This window comes from Lentzea cavernae (assembly GCF_014653695.1).
Taxonomy (GTDB): Bacteria; Actinomycetota; Actinomycetes; order Mycobacteriales; family Pseudonocardiaceae; genus Lentzea; species Lentzea cavernae.
In genome coordinates, this window is sequence record NZ_BNAR01000011.1 from 82,930 (window position 1) to 101,886 (window position 18,957).

Consider the following 18,957-nt stretch of genomic DNA (forward strand, 5'->3'; position numbering starts at 1 on the left):
AGCGGGGTGGGCGGGGATCTGTGGACAACTCGCGGGGTGTGGACAGGTTGCGATCACTCGGGCTTCGGTTCGAAGTCCGCTGTCCTTTCGGGACTGTCGCGCAGGAGTGAGGCCGGGCGGACGGCCAGTGAGCCGAAGCGGGAACGGGCCTGGTCAGCGGCTTGTTCGGCTTCGCGCCAGCCGCGTTCCGGGGCGTCGAAGATCAGTTGCTGGGCGGAGTCGGCGTTGTCAAGGCCCTCTATCCGGACGCCGATCAGGCGGATCGCTCCTGGCGGCACCTGGGTGTCCAGCAGCTCGGCGGCGACGCGGTAGACCTCCTGGGTCACGTCAGTTGCCACCGGGAGGGTGCGCGAGCGGGTGATCGTGGTGAAGTCGCCGAAGCGGACTTTGATCGACACCGTCCGGCCGAGCAAACCCTTGGCGCGCAACGATCCTGCCGAGCGTTCGGAGAGTCGCAGCAGCTCGCGGCGCAGGATCGCGCGGTCGGTGACGTCGACCTCGAAGGTCTCCTCGGCGCCGATCGACTTCTCCCGCGACACGGGCACCACCGCGCGGTCGTCGACACCGGCGGCCAACGCGTACAGGTGTTCCGCCAGGGCCACGCCGATCTTGCGGCGCAGGCGCGGCAGAGGCATCGCGGCGACGTCCGCGACCGTCTCCAGGCCCAGTTCCTCAAGGCGTGCGGCGGTTTTCGCGCCCACGCCCCACAAAGCGGACACCGGCAGCGGGTGCAGGAACTCCAGAGATGCAGCGGCGGGCACGACCATCATGCCGTCGGGCTTGCACATGCCCGAGGCGAGCTTCGCGAGGAACTTCGTCGACCCGACACCGACCGAGCACGAGACACCGTGGGCGGCGAACACGCGGGACCGGATCAGCTCCCCCACACCGCCCGGCGTGAGACCGAGCCGGCGCAGCGCGCCACCGACGTCGAGGAAGGCCTCGTCCAACGAGAGAGGCTCCACCAACGGCGTGATGTCGCGGAAGATCTCCATGACCCCGCGCGAGACCTCTTGGTAGAGGTGGAACTGCGGCGGCAGGTACACGGCATGAGGAGCCAGACGGCGAGCATGTGCGGTGGGCATCGCCGAACGCACGCCGTACTCACGCGCGAGGTAGTTGGCAGAACACACGACACCACGTCCACCAACGCCGCCGACCACGACCGGCACGGACTCGAGCTCGGGCCGTTCGCGGATCTCCACCGACGCGTAGAAGGCGTCCATGTCAACGTGCAGCATCCGGCAGCCCGTGTCGTCAGGCCAGACGCCGTCACGTGCGCGGAACCGGTCGACCAGGCCGCGTGGCAGGTTCGCACTGCGACCCATGAACACCCCTTTCGAACGCCAGTGCGAATCCTACAGTTCGTACACGCGAGCAGCGTTCTCCGACGCGATGAGCCGTGCGATCCGCTGGGCGTCCTCCTCGGCGAACGCGTCACGCCGCAGACCATCGGTCAGGAAGTCCGACAACGCGCGCCGGAACAGCAACGCGCCGAGGTAGTACAACTCGGGCAGAGCGAACGCATCGGTGGAGAACAGGAACTTCCCGTACGGCACGATCTCCAGCGCCTCGGCGAACACGCGCGACGCCTGATGCCCCAGCCCGTGCGTCGCCAGCCCGAGATCGCAGAACACGTGCGGGAACACCTGCGCGAGATATCCGGCCTGCCGGTGGAACGGGTAGTTGTGCAACAGCAGCACCGGCACACCGAGCGGAGCAGTCGCCCTCAGGAACGGCGTCAGCAGCGACGGATCGCACCGGTGCAGGTCGAGGTCCGAGTCCTCGTACCCGACGTGGAACTGCAACGGCAGCCCCGCGTCCAACGCCTCCCACGCCAGCCAGGTGATCACCACCGGGTCCACCAGCCGCCCCGACGACCACCGCCCGACCGCCTGGACCACGTCCGCGTCGGCAGGCCGCACACCCGGAAGCCCCAGCCCGATCCGGTACGCCGCGACGGACTTCGCCCCGACCGCCGGCGACGACGCCAGGGCCGACCGAACAGCGGACACGAACTCCGACGGCGACACCGTGGGCCTCAGTCCTTCAGCCAGCGCCTCCAGCCGCACGATCTCGTGCGCGACACCCCCGCCCAGCCCGGCCAGCTCGGACGCCGGCAACAGCCGGTCGGGCCGGAACCCGCCGTCCACCAGGAACGTGTGGATCCCGGACGCCATCAGGAACGTCCGCGACACCTCGGCGACGTGCAGCGAGTTCCGCCGTTCGAGGTACTCCCCGGCCGGGGCGTGCCGGGGCAGGTCCAGCAACGGCGCGCACCACCGCCGCACCGCGAACCCCACGGCGGAGTCGAAGAACGACCCGCCCAGCGGGGAGACCTCGCCGGCCTCCAGCAACAGCGACTCGAACTCCGGACGAGCGCTGTCCTCCCGCAACACCCCGTGGCAGTGGTGGTCGACCAGCCCGAGTTCGGCGACGAACGGCAAAATGCCCATACCCTCAGGATCGTGGACTCTGCGGAACGGGACCAGCGGTTCGAGCGCGCGACGGAACTCTTCGACGGGCTTCACGCGCGGAACGTGAGCGTCGTGGCGCTCACCTGGGTCGACAACAGCGGCATCACCCGCACCAAGTCCGTCCCCCTGCGCAGGCTGGCCCACGCGGCGGCGCACGGCGTGGGCGCGTCACCGGTGTTCGACGTGTTCCTGTTCGACGACTGGATCATCCAGGGCCGCTTCGCCGGAGGCCCGGTCGGCGACCTGCGCCTGCACCCCGACCTCGACCGCCTCACGGTGCTCGCGGGCCAGCCGGGCTGGGCCTGGGCCCCCGCCGACCGCCACTTCCAGAGCGGCGTCCCGTACCCGATGGACCAGCGGCTGCAGGCCCGCAAGGCGGTCCGCACCCTCGCGGAGCAGGGCCTCACCGCCCGGGCCGGCTTCGAGATCGAGTGGTGCGTCGGCAAGACCGGCACCGAGGACTGGGTGCCCGCGACCAGCGGTTCCGCGTACGGCCACGCCCGCCAGGTCGAGCTGTCCGACTACTGCGTCGACCTCCTCAACGCCCTGGACCAGCAGGACGTCGAGGTCCTCCAGTTCCACCCCGAGTACGCACCCGGCCAGTTCGAGATCTCCACCACGCCGGAGGACCCCGTGGCCGCCGCGGACACCGCGGTGCTCGTCAAGGAGACCGTCCGCGCCGTCACGATCCGGCACGGCCTGCGCCCGTCGTTCTCCCCCAAGGTCGTCAACGGCGGCGTCGGCAACGGCGGCCACCTGCACCTCAGCCTCTGGCGCGACGGCACGAACCTCTTCGACGGCTTCCAGGACGAGGCCAGGCGGTTCAGCGCGGGCGTTCTCACCCACCTCCGCGCGTTGTGCGCGATCGGCTGTCCCTCTCTCGCGAGCTACCTCAGGCTCGTGCCGAACACGTGGGCCGCGCCGTTCGTGGCGTGGGGCGAGGAGAACCGGGAGACGGCCCTGCGCCTGGTCCGGGACAACCTGGAGATCAAGTGCTTCGACCTGACCGCGAACCCGTACCTCGTCGTCGCGGGCGTGATCGCGGCCGGTCTGGACGGCATCGCGACCGGGGCCGGGCTACCCGAGGGCCTCAACGTCGACCCGGCGCTGCTCGGCGACGTCCAGCGCCTGCCCACGTCGCTCAAGGAAGCCGTCGACGAGTTCGAGGAGGACGCCGTGCTCACGGAGGCGTTCGGCCGGGAGCTGGCGGGCACGATCGCCGACGTGCGGCGCGGCGAGATGGAGCGGTACAAGGACGCGAGCCCGCAGGGCATCGCGAACATCACTCGCTGGCGGCACTGAGCTCCTTGCGCAGCCGCGACAACGCCCGGTGCTGGGCCACCCGCACCGCGCCGGGCGTGGACCCGACCGCCTCGGCCGTCTCCTCCGCCGACAACCCGACCATCACGCGCAGCACGACGATCTCGCGCTGCTTCTCGGGCAGCACGCGCAGCAGCGTCGCCATCTGGTCGGACAGCTCCCCCTGCATCGCCCGCTGCTCCGGTCCCGCCGCGGTGTCCATCGACTCCGGCAGCTCGGACACGGCCTCGGAGCGGTTGCGCGAGAAGCTGCGGAACGAGTCCGCCACCTTGTGCGCCGCGATCCCGTAGACGAACGCCAGGAACGGCCGCCCCTGGTCGCGGTACGACGGCAGCGAGGTCAGCACGGCCAGGCACACGTCCTGCGCGACGTCGTCCGCCGACGCGAACGACCCGACGCGCGCACGGCAGTACCGCACGATCAACGGCCTGATGGTGCCCAGCAGCCGTTCGATGGCGGCGCGCTCACCGGCGACAGCGCGCGCGACGTGCTCGTCGGCGGACTGCGGACGGCCTGAGTAGTAGGAGGGCGCCGGCGGATCGACCGGAGCCTCAGGAGCGACGGTGGTCCGCTCGACCAAAGCGTCGAGAGTGCCCCTCGAAGCGGAGACCGGCCCACCGACGGATGAGCCTTGAACGGCCTCCGCGGGCACCTTGCGGTGCAGACCGGGTGTGAACTCCACGCAGATCACCGTTCCTCTTCTGGACGCCGGCGCACCGCGAGACGCGCCCGCCGGATCCGTCCTTCGACCGCGCGCGGGGTGAGTCGCATCAACTCACCGATCTCCGCATGCGAATAGCCCTGGTCATGGAGGAAGAGCAACCGCCGGGTGTCCTCGCTCAGCGTCGCGAACGCGGCGTTCGCGACCTGCTGCTCGATCACCGCGTCCTCGGGGGTCCCCTCGGCCACGACGTGTTCGAGGGAGGCGAGGGTGTCCACGAGCCGCACGTCCTGCCAGCCGTGAGCCCTCGTCTGCCAGCGGCGGTACACGTTGGGGAACGCGAGCACGCAGGCGTTGACGAAGTACTCGTTCAACGGCTGCCCCTTCTCGACGGACCACTCCCGGCCGAGCAGACCCCGGTCCCGGAAGTAGACGAACCCCTCGTACACCGCGTCGCTCGCCAGTTCCTCGGCCTCCTGCCGCGGGATCTCCTGCTGCTGCAGGTACCGGCCGTTGCGGCCGGAGCGGGCGAAGATGGCCCCGGACCGCACGAGCTTGGTAACGATCGTGAGGCCGTGTCCGAGAAGCTGGCGGTGGAACTGGTCCCAGCGCGGCCCGGACAACCCCGACTCGCGGAAGTGCTGCACCAGCACCCCGTCGACGCGCAGCCGGTCGGCGGCAGGCGCTGAGTCCGAACTGTCCATGCCCCCTGGTCCCTATGTCGGTGTCTTCCTGCCCTCTAGGTATGTCGTTTGGGTGCGTTCACCCCACGCATCCGCTACGACTCGTCACAAATGCAAACGAATGTCACCCGATCGGGACAGCCAGCAACGCGATTTCCTTGCGAAGGCGACCGAGCGCGCGGTGCTGCGCGACGCGCACCGCACCCGGCGTCGAGCCCACGGCGTCCGCGGTCTCCTCCGCGGACAGGCCCACCACGACGCGCAGCACGAGGATCTCGCGCTGCTTGTCCGGAAGGACGTGCAACAGCTGACCGAGCGTGCCGTTCAGCTCGTCCTGGAGGACGAACTCCTCCGGTCCACCGGCCCGCACGGCTTGGTCGGGCACCTCCGCCACCGGCTCCGCACGGTTACGGGCCAGCGCCCGATGCGCGTCGGCGACCTTGTGCGCGGCGATGCCGTAGACGAACGCGAGGAACGGCCGGCCCTGCTCCCGGTAGTTCGGGAGGGCCGTCAGCACGGCCAGGCAGACCTCCTGCGCGACGTCGTCCGCGGTTGTCGCGGAACGTCCCACACGTGCGCGACAGTACTTCACCACCAGCGGACGCAGGTAGCGAAGTAGCTGGTCAGTGGCCCTGCGCTCGCCCCGCACAGCCAGGTTGACCAGTTCCGCGGATAACGCTGAACTCTCCATCCGAAGTGTCCCCTCGTCGACTTCCCGTGGAGGAGACGTGCGACCCGTCACTCCTTATGCGGAAAGTAGGGAGAAACTTCAAACGTCACCCGTTTGTCGCAACGAAGAGCGGGTGGAAATAGGCGTGGAGCAACCACTCCACGTAATCGAAACCCGCGCGTTCCGCCAATTCGGTGATTTCGTGACGAGTAATCGCCCAATACCGTGCTTTGCCCACGACCACCCGCCAGGACTCGGCTTCGTGCAGCCGGAACATCTCCAGTTCGTACTGATCGCCGTCCCAGTGCCAGAGCTGGAACCACACGACACGACCCGGCCCGACGGACGGAGGAGTCGACAACGGACGTGCGCTCCGGATCGCGTCGTAGTCCCGTGTCGAGAGGACGAGCCGGCCGCCGGGACGCAGCACGCGCCGCATTTCCCGCAACGCCGCGAGCACGTCTTCGGCCGTCAGCAGATGGGGCAACGCGTTGTCCGCCGCGAGGACCACGTCGAAAGAGCCATCCGCGAACGGCAGCGAGCGCATGTCCGCGGCGAACGCGGGCAGCGTGACGCCACGCGCCGAGGCCTCCACAACGGCCCGAGAGGCCGCCTTGGGGCTCAGATCGGCGCCCACGACCTGATAGCCGCGCAGAGCCAGACCGATCGCCTGTGTGCCGATGCCACACGCGCAGTCGAGAACGCGCGCGCCCGCCGGGATGAACTCCGCGAGCTGCGACGCCTGCCGGGCCATCGACGCGTCCCAGTCCGGGAACATCAGCTCGTACGTCCCGGCGAGTGCGTCGTAGAAGGCACCGGTCAAATCAGCTCCTCGACCCCCACGGTCGTCCGCAGCTTGGCCAGCGCACGGTGCTGAGCCACCCGCACGGCGCCCGGCGTCGACCCGATCGCCTCAGCCGTCTCCTCCGCCGTCAGACCGACCACGACGCGCAGCAGCAGGATCTCGCGCTGCTTGTCCGGCAGCAGCCGCAGCAGCTGCCCCAGCCGCACCGAGAGCGAGCCGAGCAGCGCGTTCTCCTCGGGGTCGACCGTCGTGGACGGACCGTCCGGAACCTCGGCGACGGGCTCGGAGCGGTTGCGCGCCGACACCCGGTGGGCGTCCGCGACCTTGTGCGCGGCGATTCCGTAGACGAACGCGAGGAACGGTCTTCCCTGCTCGCGGTAGGTCGGCAGCGCCGTCAGCACGGCGAGGCACACCTCCTGCGCCACGTCGTCAGCCGACGCGTACGCCCGTTCATTGCGGCCGACGCGCGCACGGCAGTACCGCGCCACGAGCGGTCGCACGGAGGCCAGCAGCCGTTCGACGGCAGGCCGGTCACCCGCAACGGCCTCGTTGACCAAGGAGGCCAGCAGGTCGGAACTTTCCATCGCGTTGGTTCCCTACGTCGGCAGCGGAGCCATTATCTGTCGCCGCCGCGTCGTTTGGGACCACTCATCAGGGTCATAAAAGCTGGGAATGCAACCCGGATGATCGAGTGCGGTCAGGGGGTCCGGCGGGCGAGCACGTGCAGCCGGGCGGCGACGTCTCGGAGCGGGGAACGCGTTGCGGCGGCCAGTTCCAGCTCGGCGAGTGCGTCGGCGGCACCCGGATTCGCGTCCAGCACCACACCGGGCACGAGATCTGAAACTACACCGTGACCTTGCAGGATCTCGACACCCAGACCGGCATCCAGCACGAGCTTTTCGAGTCCGGCGACGTCGAACCGGCGCTGCAACGGGTCGCGCGTGCCCGCGAGCTGCCCCGCGTCGTCGTCCAGCAGCCTGCGCGCGTCGACGATCCGCCCGGCGATCGCCCGGTGCAGGATCGCCGCGAACCGGTTCGCGACCAGCACCGACACCGCGCCGCCGGGCGCCACGGCGGCGGCCAGCGAGGCGAGCGCGGCCGGTGCGTCGTCCACGACCTCCAGCAGCCCGTGCGCCAGCACCAGATCGGCTTCGCCGGCGGGAACACCCAACGCGTCCGTGTCGCCCTGAACAGCGTTGATCGTCACACCGGCCTCGCGCGCACGGGTGTTCAACGTGGCCAACGCGTTCGGTGAGGGCTCCACGACCGTGACGACGCACCCTGCTGCGGCAAGGGGCACGGCCCAGACGCCGCTGCCGCCTCCCACGTCGAGCACGCGGGGCTGTTCTCCACCCCTGCGCTCGCGTGCGGCGGCCAATTCGGCGTCGAGCACCCTCTGTACGGCGTCCGGTCGCATGTCCAACAGAGTAGGAGACCCTAGAGTAGGTCTGTGCATACGGTGTCCGTGCTCAGCCTCAAGGGAGGCGTCGGCAAGACGACGGTGGTGCTCGGCCTGGCCTCTGCCGCCCTCCGCCGTGGTGTCCGCACTCTGGTGATCGATCTTGATCCGCAGTGCAACGCCACGTCGACGCTGGAGCCCGAGGAGTCCAAGGCGACCATCTACGACGTTCTGCAAGACCCGTCCGAGGAGAACGTCGAGCAGGCGATCCGCCCCAGCAGGTGGGGCGACGGCATCGACGTGCTGTCCGGGTCCGAGGACGCCGAGCTGCTCAACCACCCCGATCCGAACGAGTCGCGGCTGCACCGGCTCAAGGACGCGCTGCGCACGTTGCGGGACATGTACGACGAGTTCCCGTACCAGCTCGTCCTGCTCGACTGCCCGCCGTCACTGGGCCAGCTGACCCGGTCGGCGCTGGTGGCGGCCGACCGCGCGCTGCTGGTCACCGAGCCGACGATGTTCGCGGTGGCGGGCGTGCAGCGTGCGTTCGAGGCGGTGCAGAACGAGCGGGAGATCAACAACGCCGACCTGCAGCCGCTGGGCGTCGTGGTGAACCGCGTGCGTCCGCGCTCGCACGAGCACCAGTTCCGCATCGAGGAGCTGCGCGACATCTTCGGGCCGTTGGTGATGCCGGTGGCGTTGCCGGACCGTCTCGCCGTGCAGCAGGCACAGGGCGCATGCATGCCCATCCACGAGTGGGGTACTCCAGGCGCCCGAGAGGTCGCGCTGGCGTTCAACCTGCTGCTCGCCCGGATCCAGCGCATCTCGCGGAGCCGGCGCCGCGCCGTGCACCACGACTTCGACGACGACGAGATCCAGGAAGCGGTGGATGCCTGAAGGGGACACGGTCTTCCTGGCCGGTCATCGCATGAACGACGCGCTGGCCGGGAAGACCCTGCTGCGGGGAGAGCTGCGGCACCCCCGGCTGGCCGCGGTGGACCTGACCGGCCTGGACGTGCTCGGCGTGCGCACGTACGGCAAGCACATGTTCACGCACTTCTCCGACGGCAACAGCCTGCGCAGCCACTTCCGGATGGACGGCTCGTGGCACCTCTACCGGCCCGGTGAGCGCTGGCGCCGCCCCGCGCACCAGGCCCGCGCCGTGTTCGAGGTGGACGACCGGCAGGCCATCGGATTCGCGCTGCACGACATGGAGTTCGTGCCGACCTCCGAGGAAGATCGATTGATCTCGCACCTCGGACCTGATCTTCTCGCACCCGACTTCGACGCCGCTGAGGCCGTTCGGCGGTTGACCGCCGACACTTCGCGACCCGTCGGCCTCGCATTGTTGGATCAAAGGATCATGGCCGGCGTCGGCAATCTCTACCGCGCGGAAGTGTGTTTCCTGTTGCGCGTTCTACCGACCGCCCCCGTGTCCGCCGTGGACCCCTCACGTGCGGTTGCGTTGTCACGCAAGCTGTTGCAGGCGAACCAGTGGCGGCCGGAACAGAGCACCACCGGCGACCTGCGCGTGCAGCACTACGTTTTCGAACGGACCGGCAAACCCTGTTTGCGGTGCCGCACAAGAGTCCGATCGGACGAGATCGACGGCAGATTTGTGTACTTCTGCCCAAAATGCCAATCCGGTTGAACCGAGACGCCTCCGGGGCCGTGTGCCCCAATATGGCGGTAAATCTGGATGCGTTGCGCCCCGGCTTCACCGACGACCCGTACGCCGTGCTGAAGAGCCTGCGCGACGCAGGCCCCGTGCACCGGGTCGAGACCTTCGGCGTGCCGATGTGGCTCGTGACCCGCTACCCCGACGTGCGCGCCGCGCTGGACAACCCGCTGCTGTCCTCCCACGGCTCAGCGCTCGCCGAACCCCTGCGCGGCCATCCGCACTTCGCGTCCTGGTGGTTCGGCGACCTGTCCGACCACATGATGAACAGCGACGAGCCCGACCACACGCGCCTGCGCCGCGCGGTGTCGAGCCAGCTCACGCCCCGCCGCATCGCCGGGCTGCGTCCCCGCATCGAGCAGGTGGCCGCCCAGCTGACCGGCTCCTTCGCCGACTCCGGGCGCTGCGACCTGATCGCGGACTTCGCGGCCCCGCTGCCCATCACCGTGATCATGGAACTGCTCGGCGTCCCCACCGTCGACCAGGAGAACTTCCGCTACTGGGCGGACGTGGTCACCGGCCTGGCGGACGGCGACGCGTCCTCGGCCCGCGAGGAGACCTCCGGCTACCTGCGCGACCTCGTGACGCACAAGCGCACGTCCGGCGACGACGACCTGATCGGCGGCCTGGCCCGCTCCTCCGGTGAGGCCGCCCTGTCCGACACCGAACTGGCCTCACTCGCCTTCCTGCTGCTCGTGGCGGGCTACACGACCGCCGTGGACCTGGTGGGCAACGGCGCGCTGGCGCTGCTGCGCCACCCCGAGCAACTCGAACTGCTGCAGCGCTCGTCGTCCCTGCTCCCCGGCGCGATCGAGGAGTTCCTGCGGTTCGACGGCCCGACCTCGCACCTGCTGCGCTTCGCCACGCAGCCGCTGACGATCGGCGGCGTGCAGATCCCGGCGGGCGACGTCGTGCTGCTGTCACTCGCCTCGGCCGAACACGACCCGAACCGCTACCCGCGTGCCGACCAGCTCAACATCGAACGGGCCGACCGGCAGCACCTGGCCTTCGGGCACGGCGTCCACTTCTGCCTGGGCGCGCCGCTGGCCCGGCTGGTGGGCGAGATCGCGTTCCGGACGCTGCTGGGGCGCTGCGCCGGGCTGGCCCTGGACACCTCGCAGCCGCTCGGGTGGAGGGTGTCGCTGGGCAGCAGGGGGTTGCGGGCGTTGCCGGTGACGTTCCTGGCGAAGCCCGCGATGCCGTTGGACGAGCAGGCGACGATCAAGGTGCCGAAGCCGATGTAGCGCGCAGCCTCTCCAGTTCCCGGCCTGCCTCGTCGAGGTTGCCCGCCCGGAAGAGCCGCAGGAAGTGGTGGCCGCGTCCGGACGGCATCGGCAGCAGCGCCTGGAAGCTCCGCCACAGCTCTGCCGCCGTCGACTGCTGCCCCGCCGTCAGTTCGACGTGCAGGTCGAAGATCCCGCACGCGTCCAGTTCCGCGGCCCAGCCGTCGATCTCGTCCGCCTCCGGCTCGTCGGCCCAGGCCGACCTGGGCTCGAGGCGACCCACGACGTTCTCGACCGAGTTGCCCACCGCCACGCTGACGGCGAGCGCCACGTCGTAGTACGGCCTGTCTGGCCGCCACAGCGCGATGAACGCCTCTCGAGCGGTCGCTCCGCCTTCGAGCAGAGCGCGCGCCTCGTCCGTGAGATCTCCCATGCGTCCCATGATGCCCGGCGGCGTGACAGCGCAGCCTGACCCGAGGGGTTCGCAGCCACCCTGAGCTGGCGTTATAGGGTGGGTGCGTGGTGTACAAGCAGGTGGTGCGCAGGGCGTTGTTCGGAATGCACGGCGGCGACGCGGAGCGGGTCCACGAGACCACGCTGAACGCCATGGCCCGGCTGAGCCCGGTGGCGAGGTTCGCCCGCGGGCAGGACAACCCGCGCACCGTCTTCGGTGTCCGCTTCCCGAACCCGGTGGGGCTCGCGGCGGGCCTCGACAAGGACGGGCGGGCGCTGCCGGCGTGGGCCGCGCTCGGGTTCGGGTTCGTCGAGGTCGGCACGGTCACGTGGCACGCGCAGCCGGGCAACCCGAAGCCGCGCCTGTTCCGCCTGCGCGAGGACGAGGCGATCATCAACCGGATGGGCTTCAACAACGCGGGTGCGCAAGCGCTTGCCGCGAAGCTCGGCAAGATCCGGCTCAAGGCGCCGCTGGGCATCAGCCTCGGCAAGTCCAAGGTGACGCCGGTCGAGGACGCCGTGCAGGACTACCTGAACTCGCTGAACGCGCTGCAGGACCACGGCGACTACTACGCGATCAACGTGAGCTCGCCGAACACGCCCGGTCTGCGCAGCCTGCAGGACAAGGGCGCGCTCACCGAGCTCGTCGCGACGCTCACCAGGGCCACCGACAAGCCGATGCTGGTCAAGATCGCGCCGGACCTCACCGAGGACGCCATCGCCGAGGTCATCCAGGTGTGCGTCGACAACGGCATCAAGGGCCTCATCGCCACGAACACCACCCTCAGCCGTGAGGGGCTCACGAGCGCTCACGCGTCGGAGACCGGCGGGCTGAGCGGCAAGCCGCTGACCCGGCGGGCGAACGACGTGGTCCGGTTCATCACGAAGAACAGCGACCTGCCGGTCATCGGTGTCGGCGGCATCGCGTCCGCCGACGACGCCCAGCGCATGATCGATGCCGGCGCGAGCCTCGTGCAGATCTACACCGGGTTCATCTACGAGGGTCCCGGGCTGGTGTCGAGGATCAACAAGGCGCTGAGGTAGGCACCGTCCACAGCGGACTTCCTCCACTTCGGACCGGTCCGGAGTGGAGGAGCGGCTAGTTGTGCCGTGCGGCCCTGAGCCAGCGCATCACGGGGTGCAGGAACACGACGAGCAGCGAGCCCCACACCATGCCGCCCATCTCGAGGTCGCCGATCTCGATGGTCAGGTCGCCGACACCGGCCACGAGCGCGGCGCCGCCGACCATCGCGTTGACCGGGTTCGCCAGGTCGACGCCGCGGTCCATCCAGATCCGCACGCCGATCAGCACGATCAGGCCGTAGAGCACGAGCGTGCAGCCGCCGAGCACGCCCGGCGGGATGGTGCCGAACAGCGCGATGGCCTTCGGGGAGAACGCGAGCGCCGCGGCGAACACGCCCGCGAACGCGAACGCCGCCGTCGTCTGGACGCGGGTCACGGCCATCACGCCGATGTTCTCGGAGTACGTCGTGGTGCCGGCGCCGCCGCCCAGGCCGGACAGCGCCGTCGACAGGCCGTTGGCGATGATCGCGTCGCCCGCGCTGCCGTCGAGGTTGCGGCCGGTCAGCGCCGCGACCGCCTTCACGTGCCCGACGACCTCGGCCACCAGGACGATCACCACGGGCAGCATCAGCAGCACGACGGACGGCCTCAGCTCCGGCTGGTACAGCTTCGGCAGGCCCACCCAGGCCGCGTCGCGCAGCGCGGTGATCCGCTCGGACGACACGGCGCCGAACGCCAGCCCGCCCATCCAGATCGCCACGAAGCCGATCAGGATCGAGAACCGGAACACCAGGCCGCGGCCGAGCACGCCGGCCAGCAGGATCACCACGGTCGTCAGTGCGGCCATTAGGGGCTGCTCGCCGAAGTTCGTGGTGGCCTGGTGCGAGAGGTTCAGGCCGATGATGATCACGACGGCACCGGTGACGACCGGCGGCATGACCGACTCCAGCAGGCGCACGCCGAGCGCCTTGACCGCGATGCCGACGACGATCACCAGCAGGCCCGCGGCGACGACACCGCCGAGCTGGGCCGCGATGCCCTGCTCGCGCGCGGCCACCAGGGGCGCGACGAAGGCGAAGGACGAGCCGAGGTAGCTCGGGACGCGGTTCTTCGTGATCACCAGGAACAGCAGCGTGCCCAGGCCGGAGAACAGCAGGGTGGTGGCGACGGGAAGGCCGGTGGCGGTGGGAACGATCACCGTCGCGCCGAACATGGCGACGAGGTGCTGCACTCCGAACCCGATGGTGAGCGGCCAGCTCACCCGTTCCTGGGGCGCGACGGTTTCACTGTCGGTGATCCGACCGTCCCCGTGCACGGTCCACAACGCCAACGCACTGCCTCCCGGCAATTCAGCCGGACTTCCCGCAGACCGGCCCCGAGATCCTGCCACGCCATGTAGCGGCTACGGCTAGATAACAGTCCGATAATCACACGATTGCAGCAAAGATCTCCAGAGAGACTCGCCGAATAGCGGCACGCGATTACTCAGAGTTACATTCAGTACGCTGAATAGCCTGAGACATCGCGCATCGCGGACGCCAAACCGGCCATGTGGTCGGTCGCGTCGTCCAGGACCTCGCCCGGGTTCTGGAACTGCGTGCTCGCCGCCAGGGCCTTGCCGGCCTCGGCCACCAACGCACAGTAGCGGTCCACGCCGTCCGCCAGTTGACCCCTGAGCACCCGGACGCCCTCGACCAACGACCCGCGCTCCAGGTGCGGCGCGTTGTCCCGGGCGCGTTCGACGGCCTGCAGCTGCGCCGACACGGCCCTGATGGCCAGAGCGGCCTCCTGGGCGGTCTGCCGGGCGTGCTGGACGGACTCGGTGGGCATCGACGTGAGCGCGGGCGAGTCGAGCTGCACGAGCAGCTGGGCCATCGCGTCCTCGGCGCTGTGGAGCTTCTCCATCGGGACGCGCGCGGACGAGATGTGCGCGGGCAACGGCGGCCGGGGCGGCGGTGGCGGCGACAACGCGAGCCGCTGCCGGGCGACGCCCAGTTCCTTCAGCTTGAACCCGCTGCGCACGGCGAGGACGGCGGGCACGGCCGCGCCGATCGAGCCGGTGACGGCGGCCCACGTGCCGAGCACGTCGGTGAAGCCCAGCACGGCGAGCGTGCCGAGCATCGAGATGACGATCAGCCAGAACGTCAGCACGGCGTTGGTGCGCTTGCGCTTGCGTTCGAGCTTCGCGACCGGGTCGTTCCACTTCTGCATGCGGTAGCGCGCCTGCTCGGCCAGCGGGTGGCCCTGGAGCGACGCACCCAACTCGTTGACGACCTTGCGGACGATCTCGTTGTTGGGACGGTTTCTCCAGGGCTCCATGATCACCTGCTGACTCCTCCTGCCCCGCTGCCCGTCAGTTCTGGGCGGGCGGGACCTGCTGCTGCGTGGTCTTCTGCTCTGACTGGACGCGCTGCGCGATCTCGGCCTGGATCTGCGCGGCCGCGCTGTTGCCCGCCGTGACCTGCTGCGGCGTGCTCGCCTGACCGCCGTGCATGGACGCGCGGATCTGCTCGAGACGCGACGAACCGGCCAGCTGGGTGGTCGAGGCCTGCACCTCGAGCATCCGGCCCTGCACCGAGTTCTGGGCGAGCTCGGCGGACCCCAGCGCGGTCGAGTAGCGCTTCTCGATCTTGTCGCGGACCTCTTCGAGCGACGGCACGTTGCCGGGCGCCGCGAGCTCGCTCATCTGGTTCAGCGACGCGGAGACCTGCTCCTGCATCTTGGCCTGCTCCAGCTGGCTGAGGAGCTTGGTGCGCTCGGACAGCTTCTGCTGCAGCATCATCGAGTTGCGCTCGACGGCCTGCTTCGCCTGCGCGGCGGCCCCCAGCGACTGGTCGTGCAGCGTCTTCAGGTCCTCGATGCCCTGCTCGGCGGTGACGAGCTGAGTGGCGAAGCCCTGAGCGGCGTTCTCGAACTGCGTCGCCTTCTGCTCGTCGCCCTTCGAGCGCGCCTCGTCGGCGAGCACGAGGGCCTGACGGGCGGAGGCCTGCAGCTTCTCGACGTCGCCGAGCTGGCGGTTCAGCTTCATCTCCAGCTGCCGCTGGTTGCCGATGACGGCTGCCGCCTGCTGGGAGAGCGCCTGGTGCTGACGCTGCGCCTCCTCGATGGCCTGCTGGATCTGCACCTTCGGGTCAGCGTGCTCGTCGATCTTCGACGAGAACGACGCCATCAGGTACTTCCAGAACTTCACGAACGGACTGGCCATCTCCTACGCCTGCCTTCTCGGTGCCGGTGTTGGATCCATCGTCTCAATTGTGCGTCGGCGTATCCACCGACACGGGGAGATATCCGGGAACACCCTGACCCACCCCGGGACTTAGGAGTACACGCCTGACGACGTGCCAATCCTGCCCGCACCCGCGCCCGCAGACGCGGTGACCCAGCGTGCTGATGCCAAGCCGTTGCCTGCCGTTCAGCGCGCTGCGTCCGTTGTGAGTTGAACGTACGGAGCGCCGAACTTGTTGCAGACCGTCACGTGGCGGCGGCCACAGTCGATGACATGTCACCCGAATGCAGGCGGCCCCGCTCGCCGGAGGGCGTGCGGGGCCGGTGGATGACATGGGATCAAGCCGCGACGACTGCCTTGGGCGTCTCGCCGATCTTGCTCGTGAGCCGGTGCGTGAGCATGGGCTGCAGGCGCAGGTCGGACAGGTCGTCCGACAGCGTGGACGGCAGCACACGGCCACCCTCCAGCTTCCCGCGCTCCGAGCGACCGTCCGGGACGGTGTCGGGAACCGTGTCCGGCGTCTGCTGGACGGCGCCGATGTCGGAGGCGACGTGGTGCAGCAGTTCGGACAGGGGCAGTTCCAAAGCATCACAAATGGCCGCGAGGAGCTCGCTGGACGCCTCTTTGCGGCCGCGCTCCACCTCGGACAGGTACCCCAGGCTCACGCGGGCGGTCCGAGAGACCTCGCGCAGCGTGCGGCGTTGGTTGGTGCGGGCATGGCGAAGCCGATCACCGATCGCCTCGCGCAGCAGCACTGTCATCGCGCGCCTCCTTCCGGCCGGCCGTGTCCCTACGTTACCGATCGACACCGACAACGGGCACTGACTTCCGAACACGTCCGCCAAGGGCGAACGAACGCGGAGTCATCATTTGTTCCCGGCGTCGGCGACCAGCAGCTTCTCCGAGAGCAGGACCAGGGCTTTTTCCACAGCACCCGAACGGACAGCTCCGCGGTCACCACTCAGAGTGATTGTCCGCACTGTGGACACTCCAGGCCCGCTCAAGCCGATGTGGACCGTTCCCGGAGCGACACCGTCCTGCGGATCGGGTCCGGCGACCCCGGTGAGCCCGATCCCCCAGTCCGCTCCGCACCGCTTGCGGGCGCCTTCGGCCAGTTGGATCGCGACGTCCGGGTGCACGGCACCGTGCTCGTCGAGCAGCTGCTGGTCCACGCCCGCGAGCTCGTGCTTGAGCTCCGTGGCGTAGACGATCAACCCACCGCGGACCACGGCACTCGCCCCCGGTGTGTCGACGATCGTCGCGCACAGCAGACCCGCGGTGAGCGACTCGGCCGTGGCGACGGTCTGGTTCCTCGCTTTGAGCAGCTCGACGACGCCTGTCACAGCACAGCCCTGCCTGCTCTCGCCTTCATCCTGAACGCGTGGATCACGTAGTCGATTCCCGTGACGACGGTGAGCACGAGCGCGACGACCATGATCGCCCACGCGACGAGCTGCAGCACGTCGTTCGGCGGGAGCACGAACAGCCCGATCGCGATGACCTGGGCCAGCGTCTTGGCCTTGCCGCCGCGGCTGGCGGGGATGACGCCGTAGCGGATCACCCAGAACCGCAGCAGCGTGATGCCGATCTCGCGGACGGCGATGGTGATCGTGATCCACCACGGCAGCACGTCGAGGATGCTCAGGCCCACCAGCGCGGACCCGGTCAGCGCCTTGTCCGCGATCGGGTCGGCGATCTTGCCGAAGTCGGTGATGAGCCCGTGCTTGCGCGCGAGCGTGCCGTCGATGTGGTCGGTGAAGCTCGCGACGGCGAAGACCCCGAACGCGATGAGGCGCCACGTGGTGTCGAAGCCGCCCGCTTCGAAGAGGGAGAACAGGAAGACCGGAACGAGCGCCAGCCGCGCCATCGTGAGGATGTTCGCGACGTTGAGCAGCGGGACCTTCCGGGCCTCCGTCATGTCGGGAGTACCTCGACGATCAGGTCCACGCCCTCGGAGTCGACCACGCGGCAGCGCACGAACTCGCCGCGCTTGAGACCTTCCGCCTCGAGGACGATGCACTCGCCGTCGACCTCGGGAGCCTGGTGCTCAGCGCGACCGACGCAGTCGTTCTCGTCGTCCTCCTCGGTCTCGATCAGCACGACGACCTCGGTGCCGACGCGGTCCTCCGCGCGCTGGCTGGTGAGCTCCTCGACGAGGTTGCCGATCCGCTGCACCCGCTCCGCGATGGTGTCCGCGTCGAGCTTGCCGTCGAGCTCCTCGGCCTCGGTGCCGTCCTCGTCGGAGTACCCGAAGATGCCGACGGCGTCGAGCCGCGCCTCGTTCAGGAACCGCTCGAGCTCCTGCACGTCCTCTTCGGTCTCGCCGGGGAAACCGACGATGAAGTTGCTGCGGATGCCGGCCTCGGGCGCGTGCTCGCGGATCTGCCACACGAGCTTGAGGAAGCTGTCCGTGTCGCCGAACCGGCGCATGCGCCGCAGCACGTTCTCGCTGGAGTGCTGGAACGACATGTCGAAGTAGTTCGCGACCTTGTCGGTCTTCGCGATGGCGGCCACGAGACTCGGCTTGGTCTCCGCCGGCTGCAGGTAGCTCACGCGCACCCGCTCGACGCCCGGGATGCTCGCCAGGCGCGGCAGCAGCTGCTCGAGCGCCCCCTGCTCACGCGGCAGGTCCTTGCCGTAGCTCGTCGAGTTCTCGCTGACGAGGAACAGCTCCTTGACGCCGTTCTCGGCGAGCCACATGGCCTCGGACACGATCTCGTCCGGGTGCCGCGACACGAACGCGCCGCGGAAGCTCGGAATGGCGCAGAAGCTGCACCGCCGGTCACAGCCGGACGCGATCTTCAGCGGCGCGACGGGCGCGTCGTCGAGGCGCTTGCGCGGCGTCTTCGTCGGCCCCCAGCCGTGGCCGGGGACCTGGACGGCTTGAGCGGCTTCCTGCCGCTTGACCGGCGTGATGGGCAGCAGCGTCCGCCGGTCCACCGGCACGTGCGACTCGACGGGCTTGCCGTGCAGCACGTCCTGCAGCCGCTCGGCCAGGTCGTTGTACTGGTCGAACCCGAGGACCGCGGCCGCCTCCGGAAGGCTGTCCGCGAGCTCCTTGCCGTACCGCTCCGCCATGCACCCGACCGCGACGACCTTGGCGCCGGTGTCGGACGCGGCGAGCAGCGTGTCGACCGAGTCCTTCTTCGCCTGCTCGACGAAGCCGCACGTGTTGACGACGACGACGTCAGCGCCCTCGTCCACCAGCTCCCAGCCGCCCTCGCCGAGGCGTCCGGCGAGCTCTTCGGAGTCGACCTCGTTGCGGGCGCAGCCCAGGGTCAGCAGCGACACGCGTCGCGGAGTGGTGGGAGAAGACACGGCGCTCAGAGTAACCGCCCC

Annotated in this window: 21 protein-coding genes; 5 read left to right on the forward strand and 16 right to left on the reverse strand. The window is 69.5% G+C overall.

The window, feature by feature from the left end:
• Window positions 1-53: 53 nt before the first annotated feature.
• Both IE307_RS30805 and IE307_RS30810 read right to left on the reverse strand, forming a co-directional pair.
• A complete protein-coding gene (locus IE307_RS30805; RefSeq protein WP_191302902.1) occupies window positions 54-1,328 on the reverse strand; it encodes a DNA polymerase IV in 1,275 nt (424 codons plus the stop codon).
• Window positions 1,329-1,358: 30 nt separating this feature from the next.
• Window positions 1,359-2,456 carry an amidohydrolase family protein gene (locus tag IE307_RS30810; RefSeq protein ID WP_191302903.1) on the reverse strand — a complete coding sequence of 366 codons (1,098 nt, stop codon included), beginning with the start codon at window positions 2,454-2,456 and terminating at the stop codon, window positions 1,359-1,361.
• A gap of 12 nt (window positions 2,457-2,468) precedes the next feature.
• Between IE307_RS30810 and IE307_RS30815 the strand changes: the two genes are divergently transcribed.
• Entirely contained in the window at window positions 2,469-3,779 is a 1,311-nt protein-coding gene (locus IE307_RS30815; protein ID WP_191302904.1) for a type I glutamate--ammonia ligase, read from the forward strand.
• On the opposite strand, the gene shbA is transcribed toward IE307_RS30815, so the two are convergent.
• The 6 genes from shbA to IE307_RS30845 form a co-directional block, all read right to left on the reverse strand.
• Window positions 3,760-4,251 carry an RNA polymerase sigma factor ShbA gene (gene shbA / locus IE307_RS30820; RefSeq protein ID WP_229905262.1) on the reverse strand — a complete coding sequence of 164 codons (492 nt, stop codon included), beginning with the start codon at window positions 4,249-4,251 and terminating at the stop codon, window positions 3,760-3,762. The two genes, IE307_RS30815 and shbA, sit on opposite strands and share 20 nt — an antisense overlap.
• A gap of 233 nt (window positions 4,252-4,484) precedes the next feature.
• Complete coding sequence (locus IE307_RS30825; protein ID WP_191302905.1) at window positions 4,485-5,162, reverse strand: RNA polymerase sigma factor; 678 nt, start codon at window positions 5,160-5,162, stop codon at window positions 4,485-4,487.
• Between the two features lie 103 nt (window positions 5,163-5,265).
• Window positions 5,266-5,832, reverse strand: a complete 567-nt coding sequence (locus IE307_RS30830; protein WP_191302906.1) for a sigma-70 family RNA polymerase sigma factor — start codon at window positions 5,830-5,832, stop codon at window positions 5,266-5,268.
• An 85-nt stretch (window positions 5,833-5,917) separates the two neighbouring features.
• Window positions 5,918-6,634, reverse strand: a complete 717-nt coding sequence (locus tag IE307_RS30835; RefSeq protein WP_229905233.1) for a class I SAM-dependent methyltransferase — start codon at window positions 6,632-6,634, stop codon at window positions 5,918-5,920.
• Window positions 6,631-7,200 (reverse strand): sigma-70 family RNA polymerase sigma factor, encoded by a 570-nt coding sequence (locus IE307_RS30840; protein ID WP_191302907.1) that lies wholly within the window; start codon window positions 7,198-7,200, stop codon window positions 6,631-6,633. The genes IE307_RS30835 and IE307_RS30840 overlap by 4 nt, the downstream gene beginning before the upstream one ends.
• Window positions 7,201-7,313: 113 nt before the next feature.
• Window positions 7,314-8,033 (reverse strand): class I SAM-dependent methyltransferase, encoded by a 720-nt coding sequence (locus IE307_RS30845; protein ID WP_191302908.1) that lies wholly within the window; start codon window positions 8,031-8,033, stop codon window positions 7,314-7,316.
• Window positions 8,034-8,066: 33 nt separating this feature from the next.
• Between IE307_RS30845 and IE307_RS30850 the strand changes: the two genes are divergently transcribed.
• From IE307_RS30850 to IE307_RS30860, 3 genes are read left to right on the forward strand one after another with little or no spacing between them, the layout of a single operon-like run.
• Complete coding sequence (locus IE307_RS30850) at window positions 8,067-8,912, forward strand: ParA family protein (protein WP_191302909.1); 846 nt, start codon at window positions 8,067-8,069, stop codon at window positions 8,910-8,912.
• Window positions 8,905-9,666: an Fpg/Nei family DNA glycosylase gene (locus tag IE307_RS30855; RefSeq protein ID WP_191302910.1), complete on the forward strand. Its 762-nt coding sequence runs from the start codon at window positions 8,905-8,907 to the stop codon at window positions 9,664-9,666. The genes IE307_RS30850 and IE307_RS30855 overlap by 8 nt, the downstream gene beginning before the upstream one ends.
• A gap of 32 nt (window positions 9,667-9,698) precedes the next feature.
• Window positions 9,699-10,937: a cytochrome P450 family protein gene (locus IE307_RS30860; RefSeq protein ID WP_191302911.1), complete on the forward strand. Its 1,239-nt coding sequence runs from the start codon at window positions 9,699-9,701 to the stop codon at window positions 10,935-10,937.
• Here the strand turns inward: IE307_RS30860 and IE307_RS30865 are convergent.
• The gene (locus tag IE307_RS30865; RefSeq protein ID WP_191302912.1) at window positions 10,915-11,349 is read right to left on the reverse strand and encodes a hypothetical protein; all 435 of its coding nucleotides are present in this window, start codon (window positions 11,347-11,349) and stop codon (window positions 10,915-10,917) included. The two genes, IE307_RS30860 and IE307_RS30865, sit on opposite strands and share 23 nt — an antisense overlap.
• 86 nt (window positions 11,350-11,435) lie before the next feature.
• On the opposite strand from IE307_RS30865, the gene IE307_RS30870 reads away from it, so the two are divergent.
• Window positions 11,436-12,413, forward strand: a complete 978-nt coding sequence (locus tag IE307_RS30870; RefSeq protein ID WP_191302913.1) for a quinone-dependent dihydroorotate dehydrogenase — start codon at window positions 11,436-11,438, stop codon at window positions 12,411-12,413.
• A gap of 55 nt (window positions 12,414-12,468) precedes the next feature.
• On the opposite strand, the gene IE307_RS30875 is transcribed toward IE307_RS30870, so the two are convergent.
• The 7 genes from IE307_RS30875 to rimO form a co-directional block, all read right to left on the reverse strand.
• Window positions 12,469-13,653 carry a uracil-xanthine permease family protein gene (locus tag IE307_RS30875; protein ID WP_308436414.1) on the reverse strand — a complete coding sequence of 395 codons (1,185 nt, stop codon included), beginning with the start codon at window positions 13,651-13,653 and terminating at the stop codon, window positions 12,469-12,471.
• 236 nt (window positions 13,654-13,889) lie between these two features.
• Window positions 13,890-14,711, reverse strand: coding sequence for a phage shock envelope stress response protein PspM (pspM, locus tag IE307_RS30880; RefSeq protein WP_191302915.1), 822 nt, complete (start codon window positions 14,709-14,711; stop codon window positions 13,890-13,892).
• 34 nt (window positions 14,712-14,745) lie between these two features.
• Complete coding sequence (locus IE307_RS30885) at window positions 14,746-15,597, reverse strand: PspA/IM30 family protein (protein WP_191302916.1); 852 nt, start codon at window positions 15,595-15,597, stop codon at window positions 14,746-14,748.
• Between the two features lie 359 nt (window positions 15,598-15,956).
• Entirely contained in the window at window positions 15,957-16,379 is a 423-nt protein-coding gene (locus IE307_RS30890; protein WP_090073917.1) for a helix-turn-helix domain-containing protein, read from the reverse strand.
• A 105-nt stretch (window positions 16,380-16,484) separates the two neighbouring features.
• A complete protein-coding gene (locus IE307_RS30895; protein ID WP_191302917.1) occupies window positions 16,485-16,961 on the reverse strand; it encodes a CinA family protein in 477 nt (158 codons plus the stop codon).
• Window positions 16,958-17,536 carry a CDP-diacylglycerol--glycerol-3-phosphate 3-phosphatidyltransferase gene (pgsA, locus tag IE307_RS30900; RefSeq protein ID WP_191302918.1) on the reverse strand — a complete coding sequence of 193 codons (579 nt, stop codon included), beginning with the start codon at window positions 17,534-17,536 and terminating at the stop codon, window positions 16,958-16,960. Before pgsA ends, IE307_RS30895 begins: the two co-directional genes overlap by 4 nt.
• Window positions 17,533-18,936 carry a 30S ribosomal protein S12 methylthiotransferase RimO gene (rimO, locus tag IE307_RS30905; RefSeq protein ID WP_191302919.1) on the reverse strand — a complete coding sequence of 468 codons (1,404 nt, stop codon included), beginning with the start codon at window positions 18,934-18,936 and terminating at the stop codon, window positions 17,533-17,535. The genes pgsA and rimO overlap by 4 nt, the downstream gene beginning before the upstream one ends.
• Window positions 18,937-18,957: the final 21 nt, after the last annotated feature.